Source organism: Pseudoalteromonas sp. CR1, from assembly GCF_019392235.1.
GTDB lineage: Bacteria > Pseudomonadota > Gammaproteobacteria > Enterobacterales > Alteromonadaceae > Pseudoalteromonas.
This window is the reverse complement of record NZ_JAHXRM010000009.1, coordinates 126,632-142,169: the sequence shown is the minus strand read 5'-3', so window position 1 is coordinate 142,169 and position 15,538 is coordinate 126,632. Positions and strand designations below refer to the sequence as shown.

At 40.9% G+C, this 15,538-nt stretch carries 14 protein-coding genes; 5 read left to right on the top strand and 9 right to left on the bottom strand.

Translation table 11 applies throughout. From position 1 onward, the window contains the following. Positions 1–16: 16 nt before the first annotated feature. The gene (locus KZZ04_RS10140) at positions 17–1,222 is read right to left on the bottom strand and encodes an anhydro-N-acetylmuramic acid kinase (protein WP_219422640.1); all 1,206 of its coding nucleotides are present in this window, start codon (positions 1,220–1,222) and stop codon (positions 17–19) included. 147 nt (positions 1,223–1,369) lie between these two features. Here KZZ04_RS10140 and KZZ04_RS10135 point away from each other — a divergent pair, with 147 nt between their 5' ends. The 3 genes from KZZ04_RS10135 (at position 1,370) to KZZ04_RS10125 (ending at position 3,729) form a co-directional block, all read left to right on the top strand. Then, positions 1,370–1,858 carry a GNAT family N-acetyltransferase gene (locus tag KZZ04_RS10135; protein ID WP_219422639.1) on the top strand — a complete coding sequence of 163 codons (489 nt, stop codon included), beginning with the start codon at positions 1,370–1,372 and terminating at the stop codon, positions 1,856–1,858. A 176-nt stretch (positions 1,859–2,034) separates the two neighbouring features. Next, positions 2,035–3,063, top strand: a complete 1,029-nt coding sequence (locus KZZ04_RS10130; protein WP_219422638.1) for an NADP-dependent oxidoreductase — start codon at positions 2,035–2,037, stop codon at positions 3,061–3,063. 48 nt (positions 3,064–3,111) lie between these two features. Next, positions 3,112–3,729 carry a glutathione S-transferase family protein gene (locus KZZ04_RS10125; RefSeq protein ID WP_219422637.1) on the top strand — a complete coding sequence of 206 codons (618 nt, stop codon included), beginning with the start codon at positions 3,112–3,114 and terminating at the stop codon, positions 3,727–3,729. 64 nt (positions 3,730–3,793) lie between these two features. Here KZZ04_RS10125 and KZZ04_RS10120 read toward each other — a convergent pair whose 3' ends face one another. From KZZ04_RS10120 to KZZ04_RS10105, 4 genes are all read right to left on the bottom strand, one after another. Next, complete coding sequence (locus KZZ04_RS10120) at positions 3,794–4,102, bottom strand: YkgJ family cysteine cluster protein (RefSeq protein WP_058551455.1); 309 nt, start codon at positions 4,100–4,102, stop codon at positions 3,794–3,796. A gap of 140 nt (positions 4,103–4,242) precedes the next feature. After that, on the bottom strand, positions 4,243–4,650 hold the full coding sequence (locus KZZ04_RS10115; protein WP_058404559.1) for a phosphate ABC transporter substrate-binding protein: 408 nt from the start codon (positions 4,648–4,650) through the stop codon (positions 4,243–4,245). Positions 4,651–4,662: 12 nt separating this feature from the next. After that, entirely contained in the window at positions 4,663–5,736 is a 1,074-nt protein-coding gene (locus KZZ04_RS10110; protein WP_138529376.1) for a porin, read from the bottom strand. A gap of 117 nt (positions 5,737–5,853) precedes the next feature. After that, positions 5,854–7,782, bottom strand: coding sequence for an ATP-dependent DNA helicase RecQ (locus tag KZZ04_RS10105; protein WP_219422636.1), 1,929 nt, complete (start codon positions 7,780–7,782; stop codon positions 5,854–5,856). Between the two features lie 235 nt (positions 7,783–8,017). Here KZZ04_RS10105 and KZZ04_RS10100 point away from each other — a divergent pair, with 235 nt between their 5' ends. After that, complete coding sequence (locus tag KZZ04_RS10100; protein ID WP_219422635.1) at positions 8,018–9,322, top strand: NAD(P)/FAD-dependent oxidoreductase; 1,305 nt, start codon at positions 8,018–8,020, stop codon at positions 9,320–9,322. Positions 9,323–9,432: 110 nt separating this feature from the next. Continuing rightward, positions 9,433–10,932 (top strand): DUF2235 domain-containing protein, encoded by a 1,500-nt coding sequence (locus tag KZZ04_RS10095; RefSeq protein ID WP_219422634.1) that lies wholly within the window; start codon positions 9,433–9,435, stop codon positions 10,930–10,932. A 120-nt stretch (positions 10,933–11,052) separates the two neighbouring features. Here the strand turns inward: KZZ04_RS10095 and nagP are convergent, their stop codons facing one another. From nagP to nagK, 4 genes are read right to left on the bottom strand one after another with little or no spacing between them, the layout of a single operon-like run. Then, a complete protein-coding gene (gene nagP, locus KZZ04_RS10090) occupies positions 11,053–12,348 on the bottom strand; it encodes an N-acetylglucosamine MFS transporter NagP (protein ID WP_219422633.1) in 1,296 nt (431 codons plus the stop codon). Between the two features lie 35 nt (positions 12,349–12,383). Further along, on the bottom strand, positions 12,384–13,511 hold the full coding sequence (gene nagA, locus KZZ04_RS10085) for an N-acetylglucosamine-6-phosphate deacetylase (protein WP_138529368.1): 1,128 nt from the start codon (positions 13,509–13,511) through the stop codon (positions 12,384–12,386). Continuing rightward, positions 13,512–14,510: a glucosamine-6-phosphate deaminase NagB-II gene (gene nagB-II, locus KZZ04_RS10080; protein WP_058404552.1), complete on the bottom strand. Its 999-nt coding sequence runs from the start codon at positions 14,508–14,510 to the stop codon at positions 13,512–13,514. It lies immediately after the preceding gene. Continuing rightward, positions 14,510–15,418 carry an N-acetylglucosamine kinase gene (nagK, locus tag KZZ04_RS10075; RefSeq protein ID WP_058404551.1) on the bottom strand — a complete coding sequence of 303 codons (909 nt, stop codon included), beginning with the start codon at positions 15,416–15,418 and terminating at the stop codon, positions 14,510–14,512. The genes nagB-II and nagK overlap by 1 nt, the downstream gene beginning before the upstream one ends. Between the last annotated feature and the right edge of the window lie 120 nt (positions 15,419–15,538).

Below are 15,538 nucleotides of genomic sequence, written 5' to 3'. Positions count from 1 at the left end.
GTTTGATCGAGAAAGCTTAATCGGGAAAGCTTATTTTCCCCATCGTTACTCCCGCAATACCTTGTGAACAGCCTTTAAAATGTTGTTTTTCACCTGCTAGGCATTCGTTTGCTAAAATGGCAAACAATACGGCTTCTTTTGCATCGGGATCGATTCCCAATACTTGAGTATTTTTAAATGCCTTAACCTCTGGGCAAAGAGTTAAAAGATGTTCCATTAATAACGGGTTATGTATTCCGCCGCCACTGGCATATACCACACAGTTTCCCTTGTTTTTAGCGCACTCTTTTATTGCAGCACTTATTACATTAGCACTAAATGCATTGAGTGTTGCCATTACATCTTGATGAATTAAATCCTGTGTATTGGAGAGTGCTTGAGCCGCTTTTAAATATGCTAAATTAAATACTTCTGGCCCAGTTGTTTTAGGCATACTTAAATTAAAAAAGTCATCCGTGCATAATGCATTTAGCAAAGGTGTATTCACCTTACCTGCTTTTGCTATTTTTGCACCGTCGTCAAAGTGCATCCCCTCAAAATATTTTTGTACGTAGGCATCCATAATGGTGTTACCTGGGCCAATGTCGCTACTAAATACGCTATTTGCATCACCGCTTTTAGGTAAAAACGTTAAATTAGCAATGCCTCCCATGTTTAATAAAATGCGATTTTCATTAGGGTTTGCAAAAAATAAGTAATCGCCATAAACCGCAAGAGGTGCGCCTTCGCCCCCTGCGGCTATGTGCTTTTGCCTAAAATCGCCAATGGTTGTAATACCGGTAGTAACGGCTATTTGGTCGCTATCGCCAATTTGTAATGTGCCATTAGTAAAGCTTTTATGAGTATGTTGTGACTGTGGGCAGTGGTAAATGGTTTGCCCGTGACTGGCTATAACATCAATGCTTGCAGGATTTACCTGCCAAGTATGTAAGCATTCATTAACCATATCACCGTGGAGTTTACCCACCCACGGGTGTAATAAGGTTACAAGTTCTAAATCGCACTCTCGTTTTGCAAATACCTGCTTTATTTTGCTTTTATACTCGTTGTTATAGTCAACGGTAGTGAAATTTAGTATTTCAATATGCGTGTTTAAGCCTGCACCGCTTACCTTACATAAAGCGACATCGAGCCCATCTAACGAGGTACCACTCATTAAACCTATTATTAAACGGCTTGGCTTTTGGGCACTATTATAAAGGGCGGCTATGTGTGGGTGCATAAAAGTATCTTAAACAGGTATCATATTTTGCTTATATTAGAGTACTTTAAAACAAAGTTATAGGCGTAAACGGTTAATCTTTGTGATTGTGCAATCTCTAATTGCTTGCTAACTTGACCCGTATGCAACAGACACTTAATTAAAACAATGATCACCCTAAGAGATTTTAAACCGCACGATGCCCCGCACATTATTAAAACCTTAAACGATGGGCTGGTGACACGCTTTTTATCGTCTAAAATTCCATTTCCTTATACGCAAGCTGATGCGGATTGGTGGATAAGTCAAGGCTCAAAAAAAGGCATAATTAAAGCCATAGTTGTTAATGGGCAATGTGCAGGTTGTATAGGTATCACCCCAGGAGAATTTGAATATAGCCGCAGTGGTGAAATAGGCTATTGGCTCAATAGTCACTTTTGGGGGCAAGGTATAATGACACACGCTATTACAAAAATTTGCGATAACGCGTTTAAAAGCTCAAATTTAAACCGTATTTTTGGTGCTGTATTTGCTGGCAATACTGGTTCTATAAAGGCATTGACTAAATGCGGTTTTGAAGCCGAAGCCGTTCTCAAACACGCCATTTATAAAGACGGCGTTTTTTATAATAGCCATATTTTTAGCAAGCTAAAATAAATTGTTTAGAATAAATACTCTGCAAAGCTTGAATTAGCAGCCCCCCGCCCAAAACTCCTGTTATAAGGTACAAATTTGTACATATTTATACTACTTAGCGCGCATTATTGTTTATGCCAATTAGGTTATTAAACGCATACACATTCGTTAAGTGGGTTAACCCAAAAGGAAATTTTATGTCTACAACTAGTCGTCAACTTACTTTAGCATCACGCCCACATGGCGTCCCGACCGAAGAAAACTTTGAACTTAAAACAGTAGATTTACCAGCGCTTAAAGATGGCGAGGTGCTGCTGCGCACTATTTACCTTTCACTTGATCCATACATGCGTGGCCGCATGAGCGATGCAAAGTCGTATGCTGAGCCGGTAAACGTGGGCGATGTAATGGTTGGCGCTACAGTGTGCCAAGTAGAAGAGTCTAAAAACGATAAATTTAGTGAAGGCGAATGGGTGCTTGCCTACACTGGTTGGCAAGACTACGCCATTACCAATGGCGAAGGCTTAATGCAATTAGGTAAAGAACCTGCAAACCCGTCTTATGCGCTTGGCATTATGGGTATGCCTGGCTTTACGGCTTACATGGGCTTACTTGACATTGGCGCGCCAAAAGAAGGCGAAACCGTTGTAGTCGCCGCAGCAACAGGGCCAGTGGGTGCAACCGTTGGTCAAATAGCTAAAATTAAAGGCTGTAAAGTAGTTGGCGTTGCTGGTGGCAGCGAAAAATGTGCCCATGCAGTTGAAAAGCTAGGCTTTGATGCCTGTATTGATCACAAAGCCGATGATTTTGCAGAGCAACTAGAAAAGGCCTGTGATAACGGCATAGACGTATATTACGAAAATGTGGGCGGTAAAGTATTCGACGCCGTATTACCCCTACTTAATACCGCAGCACGTGTACCACTATGTGGTTTAGTATCGCAGTATAACGCAACAAGCTTACCTAAGGGGCCTGATCGTATGGGTATGCTTATGGGGCAATTGCTTACTAAACGTATTAAAATGCAAGGCTTTATAATTTTTGACGACTACGGCCACCGCTACGACGAATTTGCACAAGACATGCAAAAATGGCTACGCGATGGCAAAGTACAATACCGCGAACACATGGTAGAAGGTATTGATAACACCATAAGCGCATTTAACGACATGCTTAGTGGTAAAAACTTTGGCAAAACCGTGGTTAAAATTAACGAGCCTCTTTAAATTTTACTAAGCGTTACTGCCTATGCAGTAACGCCAACAAGGACTGACATGATAAAACTACACCATTTAAACAAATCACGTTCAAAACGTATTATCTGGCTTTTAGAAGAGCTAGATGTTGATTACGAAATTGTTGCCTACCAGCGCAATACAGAAACTTTTTTAGCGCCTGACGAACTAAAAAAAGTGCACCAATTAGGTAAGTCGCCTGTTATTGAAGACGATGGTTTGATTGTTACTGAATCTGGCGCCATCACCGATTACTTAATTACTAAATACGGTAACGGTAAATTTGCGCCAAAAGCAGGTACTGCTGAATACGTTGATTATCAGCAATGGCTTCACTTTGCAGAAAGCTCTGCAATTTTACCACTACTACTTAAAATGTTTGTACTTAAAGATGGCGCTAAAACACAGTTTTTAGAAGGTTACGCTGATGCCGAAACCGCTAAAGTTATTAGCTACTTTAACTACCGCCTAGAAGGTAAACGTTATTTAGTTGGCGACACTCTAACCGGTGCCGATTTTATGATGTCGTTTATTGTTGAAATTGTTAAAAACGCTGGTCAGCTAGGCCACTTTAAAAATCTCGTAAAATACGACGAGCAATTACAAAGTCACGAAAAGTTTCATACATCACAAGAGCTTGAAGCAAAGTACGATTAATACATTGCAACTACAAAACACAGATAGACTAAAGGGGCAATGAGCCCCTTTTTTATAGTAAAAACTATATTCCCGCTAACTCACGTTCGGTAATACACTCACCCGATGCCATTTCAAACTCGCGGCATACCAAAGGGCGGTTCTCGTAAATAGAGCACATTAGCGTGTTACGATCGAGTGCTTCGCACCAGCCATCATCAGCGCGTTTCATTACTTCACTGCCCCATTTGTCGTATTCAATAAAATTAAAAGGGACACCGGTGTCGGTTACTATACGCACTTCTAATTGACAGCAACACGCTTGGCAATTGGCACATGTAATAGGCTCTGGCGTAGATGCAATTGTTTTACTTGGAATAACGGTATGTGGCATGGTGGCTTAAATAAAAGAAACACACAAGATAGGATACACGAGCACGCTAAACGCGCTAGTTAATTTTAATGATGAACAAATACAGTAAAATAAAGCGTGCTGCTATTTAGCACGCTTTATTGTTTGGTTTTAGTGTTAAATTAAAAGGTTAATACTACTTTAACATCATCAGACACGGTAGATGCCGAAACAAACCCAATCGTATTTGGGTTAGCTGCAACCATTTTGATCACCTCAGCATCATTTTCTAGCTCTTTTGGTGGTGTACCTTTTCCCGTAAAAATAAGCTTTGACCAATAAGCTCTTAACTGTGAAGCGCTTTTATTAAGCAACTTACTATTAAACTGCTCGGTAGTCGGGTTTTTTGAATCTTGTGAAATTGGAATGATCGTATTGCCATTACTAAACGACTTTTCTTTTCCTGTATAGATTCGACTAATAACGGATTCATCAAAGCTACTCTCGTTTGACGGATGTACAATAATAGCAAAATCAGCAAAGGCAACGTTGCTAAACAAAAACAGTACACATAACATTAATTTTTTCATTTTTAATTCCTCTTAAAATACAACATCAACACCAAGCGTGACTGCCTTACTATCACCCGCTACCGCTAAATCGAATGAATCATCTTTGACTCTATCGTACTGCATTTTGAGTGCCGCTGAAGGATGAAAATCCCAACGAACCCCCACCGCAAAGGTATTATGGCTTTCAGTGTCACCTTCACCTTCTTGCTCAAAATCTGAAAACATCACATAAGGTGTAATTGCATCAAACCGGTATCCCGCACTGATCATGTAGGTGTCTAGGTTTCCATCTAGGTCTAAACGGTTAAGTTCGCTTAGTACAAAAAAATCGCCAAAATCAAAATTGGCAGCTAAACCATAAAATTTACCATCACGGCTATCTTTTCCATCCCATAAAACAGGCTCACCAGAACGAAACCGTTTATTAGTGTATTGCATGTGCGTTACTCTCACTTCAAGCCAATCATGGCTTAACGAAAGTACCCCACCTAGCATATCTTCCCAAATTTCTCGGGTAGGCTCTTGAAAGAAAAAGTCTGATAGCAGTTTGTTGTCGTCATCATCTTCTTTACCAGCATATACATTAGCCGATACTCCCCACTCTCCAATCGAGCCAGAATAGAGAAGGTTTACGCCCTCATAGTTAAATACTTGCCATGTATAATTGTCGGCAGGTGCCCGCATCCACACATATGCGTAACCTACGTCAAAAAAGTCTGAGTAATAAAAAAGAGGCAAACGTTTTTTACCCGCTTGAACCGTCCAATTATCGTTAATTTCATACGAAATATATGCCCACTCAAAATTAGCATCAAAATCGTTTACACCTCGTGCAACAATTTGACCTGTGACAGATAAGCCCTCACCAAGGTCCCCCGACACTTGTATGCCAATTAACGACTCAGGCGAGAAAGATAAATCTTCTGTATAGCCACTCACATTAGGGTAGTCAGCCAAAAAAGTTGGCTCAACACCGTATTGCGGCACACCACTTCCACTTAGTACTTTACCAGCGTTAATACTTGCAAAGCCTGAAATGTTAATTTCAGCGTAACTAGTCCCTGAAATAAACACCCCTAACAGCATCAATTTTTGCAGTTTCATCGTTCACCTCATTTTTATATGACCTTCATAGTCATGATGAGTATAGTTAAACGCTGAAAAAACAAACAAAAATTTAACATTTTTTATAATTATGCGAGTTTGGTCATCATTTCAATACTATCTTGCAAGCAGCGTTGCTTTAATTTCGCTATAGCGCTGCTGCTCGCACAGTGCAAAGCCACCTAGTTGACGCACTTTATTTCGTGCAAACAGCGGGACACTCATGCCGGCTAAAAAGCGGCACTGCGTTTCAATACCTACACTGTGAATACCTTTTGTTGCCATATGCGCTAAAAACTCATCCACTTTTTGATAAACAACATCATCGGCAATGTGAGCAGTTTCTATTGAATACTCAAGCTTTACAGCATTACCACGGCATACACTACAATGCCCGCATTGCGCTGGCGCATTTTGGTCGTCAAAATAGCGCGCTAAGTTATAACTCAAGCACGTTTGCAGCTCAAAAAAGCGCACTAACGCAGCAATTCGTTTAATCTCAGCCTGTTCTTTGTCAACAAAGTAATGGTGCAGTTGCGCGGCAAGCTCTGGGTTATTTATAACCTCACCATGCACCTTATATACTTGGGTAATACGTTTGGTTTCAAGAGTAATAAGGTTTTTTTCGGCTAGATAGTCAAGTGCAGCCACTACGCGTTTACGGTCAACCTGCGCGGCTTGTGTAAGGGTGTCAAAATTAAGCGTGCCCCATATTTTTTTAAAATCGGTGTGGCTAAATATTTGCGATAAAAAGGCCTGGCGTTGCTCGTCAAACTGGCTAAGCAATTCGTTTTTATCAACCAAAAACTTGTATTTAAAATCGGCGTAATAGGCGTACTGCGGCGTTATTGCACCTTGCATTTCTAGTTGTACCAGCAAAGTTTTAAGCGCTAGCTGCCTAATATTACTCTCGCTTGAAAGGCTGTACTCTTGCATTTCCCATTGCTGTTGGCTTTGGCGAATATCGTTAATAACGTGCTCAATACCACTAAGCTCGGGGGTGTCGCCGTACACAAAATTCTCTACTGTGTTTAAGCCATCTAAATTAGCCAATGTATAACAATTTGAAGGGTTGCCATCACGCCCTGCGCGGCCAATTTCTTGGCTGTAGTTTTCTATAGATTTAGGTAAATCGTAATGAATAATAAAGCGAATATCTGATTTATCAACGCCCATACCAAAGGCTATTGTTGCCACAACAACGTTAATTTTGCCCGCCATAAAATCGTCTTGAATTTGCCCGCGAAGCGTATCTTCAAGCCCTGCATGATACGCCACCGCTTGCAAACCCTGCGCGCTTAATATATTGGCAACTTGCTCTGCACTTTGCTGTAGGGTGACATACACAATACCGGGGCCAGTTTGCGCACGCACTATGTTAGTAAGTTCGGTGTTTTTATCAGCTGTTTTTACACTTAGCACACTTAAATCGAGGTTTGCGCGGTAAAAGCCGGTTTGTACAATACACTCAGGCGATATATTAAAACGCTCGGCCATATCACGCTTTACTTTTTTAGTGGCTGTGGCGGTTAGCAATAGTACCAGTGGAATATTTAGCTCATCACGGTAGCGCGGTAGTTTTAAGTAATCGGGTCTAAAGTTATGGCCCCATTCAGAGATACAGTGCGCTTCGTCTACCACCAACATAGAAAGCGTAACTTGGCTTATAAACTCTCTAAAGCGCTCGTTTTTAAAGCGCTCAACCGAGACCATTAATACTTTTACTTTACCACTGCGCACGTCGTTCATTACCGTGCTGCTTTGCATTTGATCTTGGCTTGAGTCAAGGCTTGCAGCATAAATGCCTTTACTATTTAAAAAGCTTATTTGATCTTTCATCAATGCAAGTAAAGGCGATACCACTAAGGTTAAATGAGGTAAATGTAAAGCCGTTAGCTGATAACATAACGACTTACCCGACCCTGTGGGAAATATAGCCAACGACGACTGCCCATTTAAAAGTTGCTCTATGGTTTGCTGTTGCCCAGTTCTAAATTGTGAAAAGCCAAAATGCTGCTCAAGTGATTGTAATAACGGCGTATTCATAAAAATGTCCTTTTAGGCGATGTAAACACAGGGCTAAAACAAAAAGTGCAGCCAAGATGAAGTATTTGCAAGTTAGTATACAGTAAATAACATGATTTAATGCTGACATCTCCTTTAATTAGGCGCACAATATAGCCCCATAAACGTGTGCTTTGCCAAAATAATTTTTGATACCCAAGTCATTTTAAAATAATAAAACAGATCGCTTGGGTATATTATTTTTAAGGGCATAGTCATGAATATAACCAAACCTAAAATCGTCGTTATTGGCGGTGGCGCAGGTGGATTAGAGCTTGCAACTCAGTTAGGGCATAAACTAGGGAAGAAAAAACACGCCGAAATACTACTCATTGATAAAAACCGCACCCATATATGGAAGCCGCTATTGCACGAGGTTGCAACTGGCTCTATTGACCCCGATTTAGATGGCGTAGTTTACTCTGCCCATGCCGCAAAACATCATTATAACTTTCAACTTGGTACCTTTTGCAATCTCGACCAAAGTAATAAAACCATTACTCTCGCCCCTCTTTTTGACGAACTTGGACATACTATTTTACCCAAGCGCACTGTACGTTACGATCATCTTGTTATTGCTATTGGCAGTGTAAGTAACGACTTTAATACACCTGGCATAAAAGAGCACTGCTACTTTTTAGACTCAAATCAACAAGCTGAACGTTTTCAGCATTCATTGCTCGATAGCTTTACTCGCCTTCACCAAGACGATAACCAGCAACAGTCTCTTGATATTGCAATTGTTGGCGGAGGAGCTACCGGTGTTGAGCTATCAGCGGAGCTGTATCATGTATCTGAGCTGTTAAAGCTATATGGGCTTACAAATATGTCGTCTAAGCGTTTGCACATTCATTTAATTGAAGCGGGGCCACGTATTTTGCCCGCATTAACAGAGCGAATTGCTGTGAGTGCCAAACGTGAATTATTAAAGTTAGGTGTAAACGTACGCGAGCAAACACAAGTGAAGGAAGCCACTGAACAAGGCTTTATAACCAAAGACGATGAACACATAAACGCCGATATTATGGTGTGGGCTGCAGGCGTAAAAGCGCCAGGCTTTATTAAAGACTTAGGCGTTTTTGAGCTTACCCGTAACAACCAAATTCAAGTTAATGAGTTTTTACAAAGCACCGTCGATGAGAGTATATTTGTACTGGGCGACTGCTGCGCTTTTACTCAAGAAGACGGAAAGCTCGTTCCACCGCGCGCGCAATCGGCGCATCAAATGGCGCTATGTGTTGAAAAAAACCTCATTGCCACTTTAAAACAACAACCTTTGTGTAGCTTTAAATATAGCGATCATGGCTCGTTAGTTAACTTATCGCGCTACAGCACGGTAGGTAATTTAATGGGTAACTTAACCAGCAACACCTTTTTTATAGAAGGGCGCATAGCCCGCTTTATGTATATATCGCTTTATCGCATGCACCAACGCGCCATTCATGGCAGCGCAAAAACCTTTGCGTTATGGATAAGCGAAAAAGTCCTGCGTGTAGTGCGCCCTAAAATGAAATTACATTAATAAAAAACTTAAGGCGGTAATAAACACGTTTAATAAATATTTATTACCGCTGTCTTTGATTTTTCACAATTCCCATATAAATTTATACAAACTACTGAGGGAAATAGGCAATGACGGGCAAAACGCTAATTTTTAATTTTGATGGTACCGGGGGCGAGCCTCGCGACGCAGAGCAATTTAACTCAGACCATTTTAAAGAAGACAGTAGTATTTCTAACATCCTCAAGCTGCATTTATTATTAGGTGGCAAACTTGATGATTTCCCCACCACTCCATTTACAAACCAGCTTAGTTTTTATTATCAGGGCATTGGCACTAAAGGTAGCCGCTTAAAGCGCATTTTAAATCAAACTTTAGCACCGCGCGGTGACGATGTTGCTAGCATTTTGAATCAAGCAATTAACGACTTTAAAGCACATTACCAACTAGGCGACACTGTGCTGCTTACTGGTTTTAGCCGAGGTGCAGCCCTAGCTAGACGCTTTGCAAAATGTTTAGAAAGCCTTATCAGCGAGCATGTTTATTTATGTGTGTTTGATACCGTTGCCTCTATTGGGCTTTCTAAAGTAAGTAAAGCGACACGCGGCGCAGAGCATGTTATTTTTGAAAACCACACCATTGCACATAATATAACCGCGGCGCTGCATTGTGTTGCGCTTGATGAAAAACGCCGTGCGTTTGAGCCCACGCTAATGAACCATCAAAATAACATTACTGAACTGTGGTTTGCAGGCGCCCATTCAGATATAGGGGGTGGTTATTACCGCGACGGATTAGCCGATATTTGCTTACGTTATGCACTTGAGTGGTTAATTGAGCAACCGTTAGCTATTTCATTGTTAACAAGTCACGAGATAAATTACGAAACACTCCTACCAACGAGTAATTTAATTGCACAAGACGATGTTACTGTGATCCCAGATCCACTTGCACTTAGCCACCAGCAAAACTACTTTTGGTTTAATTCGCTCTTTAAACTGGTAGATAGAGAATGTATTGTACTGGTTGATAATGAGGTAAGCACTATAGAGCCCCTTATACACCACAGTGTGGCTACACGAATTAATAAGCTCACCAGCTACCGTCCTGAGTCACTTAAAAAGCTAACATACAAAATTAGCTACAGTGACGACTCTACATTAAGTTTTACCGGCTTAAGTGCGCACATTACGCTTGCCAACCAAAATATGAGCGTATTAAGTATTGGCCAAAGCCAAGATGTGGTGGTATTTGCGAGTGAGTTTTATAACAGTACGGGTTTGATGCTTGAGCAAGGTGCAACCTATCGCTTTACCTCATACCCTGATCAATATTGGTTTGACGACGGCATAAAGTGTACACCCAAAGGGTGGCATCGTGATAACGTGCAACTTGGCGTAAAAGAAATACCTATGGCATTACTAGAGCCTTTTAGGCGCCAACCAAATGCTGATTGGTTTGCTTTAATTGGCGCCATTGATAAAAGTGACAGAGCCTTATTTGAAATAGCGCAAGGAGCAGATATAACTATGACTAAATCGGGCGAGTTTTGCCCTTTCGCTAACGATTTAAGTCGTTTTTATGGGGCAAACGCTGGCAGGATAAAACTAAAAGTAACGCGCTTAAGTTAACGTGTAATAGTTAATTTGAACTGTGGGTAATCAATCTATCCCTCGCCAAAGCTCAGGTTAGTTAATCATCAGTGCACTTTATATTGCAAAGTGCACTGGGGTTAGGGTAGCTGGTGGACGTTATTGCTTTTTCATTTTATGGCCTTTTACGGCATAAAATAAAATAAATATATAACATGGTAACAACACCGAATACCCTGTTTGTAATGAAGTAAACCCGCTCAATAAACCCCATAACACTGGACCAAATGCCCCCCCGGCTATACCCATTACTAACAGTGCAGAGCCTGTGCTTGTTAGTTTTCCAAGCCCCGACAACGCAAGTGGAAATACCGCAGGCCAAACAATGGCGTTTGCTAAGCCTAAAAAAGCTATAAGTAGTAATACATCGGGTAAGTTAGCGCCACCTAATGGTATTAACAATGCGTTGGCAATAATAAACGACTGCGCATCAATTAATAAAATGCACAAGGTAATAGCAATACCTAATACGGCTGATAGTGTGAGGGCTGTTTGTTGAGTTATAAATTTGGGAATAAGCAAAATACCCAAAATATAGCCAAACACCATAAAGATCATGGTGTAGGAAGTCATCACACTATAATTAGCAACGCCAAGAGAAAGCGCAAAAGTGCCAATGGTATCGCCAGCAATAACTTCTACTGCAACATATAAAAAAATGGCAATCGCCCCAAAAACTAAGTTAGGGTGAGATAAAGTTTCGCGTATTTCACTGTTGCTACTTGTTTGCTCAGCATCGTCAGTAATAAGTTCGGGTAATGGTGATTTTTTAACGGCAAACGCTAATAGTCCAATAAATAGTGCCATACCTAAATAAGGAAGAATAAGACCATTTGCCATATCATCAACTTGTTGCTGGCTAAGCTCAGTGCCTACTGTATCTGTAAAATTACTTAAAATTAACGCGGTAAACACTAAAGGAGAAATAACCCCCGCCACTTTATTGAGTATGCCCATAATACTAATGCGAACCGCTGCAGACTCTTCTGGCCCAAGCCTTACAACATAAGGATTAACAGCAGTTTGAAGCAATGTTTGTCCTGCGCCCATCACTAGCTGTGCTAGCAAAAATAAAGGAAAAACTTGCGACATCGCAGCAGGAATAAATAACAAGCCGGCAATCATCATTAACCCCATGCCCATCGCCATACCGTTTTTGTAACCAACTTTTTTAATTAACACTGCCGATGGCAATGCTGTAAAAGTCACCGCTATATAAAACGAAAATAAAATTAACGATCCCTGAAATGGCGTTAACTTTAATATTTGGCTTAAATAAGGCATTAGTGAGCCATTTAGCCACGTTGCAAACCCCAGTATAAAAAATAATACTGCCACAATAGCCATGGGCAGCATGCTACTGCTTTTAGGTGTATCCATAACATTTGTTGTCATGTTATTTTTCCTTTATTTATATTTATTATCGTTTTTTAAAAAAGCTGTTCACCACCAATCCACGTGCTTATAACCTGTTGGTGTGTATCGAGTTGAACAAAATTAGCAGGGCTGCCAACAATTAACCTTCCATGTGTTGTGGGTAAGTTAATATACTGTGCTGGGTATAAAGATGCCATTTTTAGTGCTTCTGATAGTGGCAACTGTAAATGCTCTACGCTATTTTTTACAGCCGTTGCCATATCAAGTACTGAGCCTGCAAGCTCCCCCGTTGTTGAGGTTAACTTGCCTTGGTTAAGTGTTACTGTTCGATCGAAAAAAGCAAATTCAGTTTCGTTTGTACCTACCGGTGGCATTGCATCGGTCACTAAAAACACACGCCCTTTAGGTTTAGCTTTCAGTGCTACTTGGCATGCAGCATAATCAACATGATGACCATCAACTATTAAGCCACAATAGGTATTATCATTTAGCAAAGCACACCCCACAACGCCTGGCTCACGCCCTTGCAAAGGCGACATGGCGTTGTATAAATGTGTAAATCCTGTAGCGCCAGCATCAACGGCTCGTTGTGCCTGCTCAAAACACGCATTTGTATGGCCCAAGCAAACATGTATGCCTAACTCACGCATTTGAGTAATATCACTAGGTAGTACATTTTCAGGGGCTAATGTAACCACCACTTTGCCTATATCTTTGCGCGATAAAACTTGCCACTCATCATCTGAAATCGGACGAATAAATTCTTCGCTATGTGCCCCTTTTTTAGCTATAGATAAATGCGGTCCTTCAAAGTGAATGCCCAAAATGCCAGGTGTGTGTTTAACAATCGCATCGGCTATTACATCAGCCGCTTGGCGCATAACTTCAACTGTATCGGTAATTAAAGTAGGCAGCATGGCTGTTGTGCCATACTTAGCGTGAGCCATAAGCATTCGTTTAACCTCTGATGCACTGCGTGCTCGGTTAAACAATACACCTCCACCACCATTTACCTGTAAATCTATAAACCCAGGGGTAACTACGCCTGATAAGGTTTCATCTACATTATTAGTATTATCATCAATAGCGGTAATAACACCCGCGTCAATTGTAAGCACTTTTTCTTTTAAAAACTGATCACCATCAAACAGCGTAGCAACAAAAATACGTTGAACTGACATTTATAATGTCCTTGTTACTTTTTTAAGCCCTTTGGGCTCGTCGGGGTTAAAGCCTCGCTTAACTGCCACTTTGGCAATATCTAAATAAAAACGCTGCAACACTAAAAACGGCGCTAAACGTGGGTGCACTGCAATTCCATTTTGAGTAAGGTTGATAATGTGAGCGCCGCGCTGGGTTACGTCTGCTATTTGCTGCTGGTGAGAGTATGCGGTTTCATCTTCTACCGCGCAGTTTAAAATCACCAAACCTTGTTCAACTAACGTAACGGGGCCGTGTAAAAATTCTGCACTACTAAATGCCTCTGCATGAATAGCACACACTTCTTTAAGTTTTAATGCCATTTCTTTAGAGACTGAAAACCCTAAACCGCGTGCTAATACAACCATGTTTTTAACAGGCAAAAATGCGTCTGGCTGAAGTTGTATTGGTGAGTCAATGATTGCATCTAATGCTTCAGGTAACTGCTTTAACCCTTGTAATAATTCATTATTTTGAGTCCAATTAGCAACTAAATGCACTAAAGCTGACAGCGTAGATAAATAACTTTTAGTCGCCGCAACCGATATTTCATCTCCCGCTTTAAGCCCAATAAAGTCATCAACAATGTCTTTTAACGGTGACGCCTCGTCATTTACCAGTGCAATACAGTAAGCGCCAGCTTCTTTTGCCATTTTAGCTTGGGCAATAATATCTGGGCTTCGTCCTGATTGAGAAATAACAATCACCAATGCACTATCAAGTTTCAGTGTTTTACCGTACACACTGGCAACCGACGGCGCCGCTGAACTAACAGGGATACCGGCTTCAATTTCTATTAAATATTTACCAAATACTCCAGCATGATCTGACGAACCACGGCCGATGATCATCACCATTTTAGGCGCAATATCACGTAGTTTTTGGCCAATTTTTTCTACTAGAGGCTGATTAGCAAGAATTTGCTGTTTAATGACTTCGGGCGTTTGCGCCGCTTCTTTTTCCATTAATGTGTGATACATCATAACTCCTGACTGCTGTAGTTAACTTGCTGTTGTTTCGCGTAAAGTACTGATCCCATTTCGGGTGATGATAAAGGCGCAGATAAAACACCTTGAATATCTATGTCTAGCCAAGGCGTCATAACCGAAGACAATCCACCTATAAAAGATAATCTTGGTGATTTTTTGGCTAATAATTGACGAGCAATGTCACTCAAATAGGCACCGCTTTCTTTTAAAATACTAATAGCAATATCGTCGTTTGCCGCAGCTGACTGAAATACACACCCGGCTAATTGAGCAAAAAATGCAGCCGGTTTATTTGCAATAATTTCGACTAACTCCATGGCATCATTGACCGATAAATACTTTAAAATACATTCAGTCAGCGTGTTATTAGGCATTAGCTTATCTAAGCTCAACAACACGTTTTGGCATGCTGTAAAACCAATCCATGCACCACTTCCTTTATCGCCATGCGGAAAGCCATGTCCGCCAATCATAAAAGACTGTCCTTTAACATATGAAAAACCACACGAACCCGTACCAGCAATTATCACTGCACCATCATCACCTTGATGTGCACCCATACAAGCAATAAGTAAATCGGTAGTTAAATACATTGTTTTGAAGGGGCTTTTCCAATGCATCATTTGTTTATGTAGGCTTGGTAAGTTAACACCCGCCAACCCCACACCCGCCACTAAGTAAGATAAAGGGGTTTCACTTAAACCTGCATCATTAAGAGCCAATTGAGCTGACTGCTCTATAGAATTAATGGCCTGTGTAAATCCATGTAAAGGGTTTCCTGGCCCAGCAATACCCGTTCCTAAAATTTCATTCGCGCTGTTAACGATAATTGCTTTACATTTAGTGCCGCCCCCATCGATCCCAACAAAGAGTTCATTATTAATTGTATTGGTGATCATTTTTGCCTCTTTACTTGTTCGACCGTGTTGCATAACACTCAAAATAAAACACGCTGCCAGAGCGGATGAATCTTATACTAACACAAATGACAGCGTTGTCATTATTTAATTTATATTCAA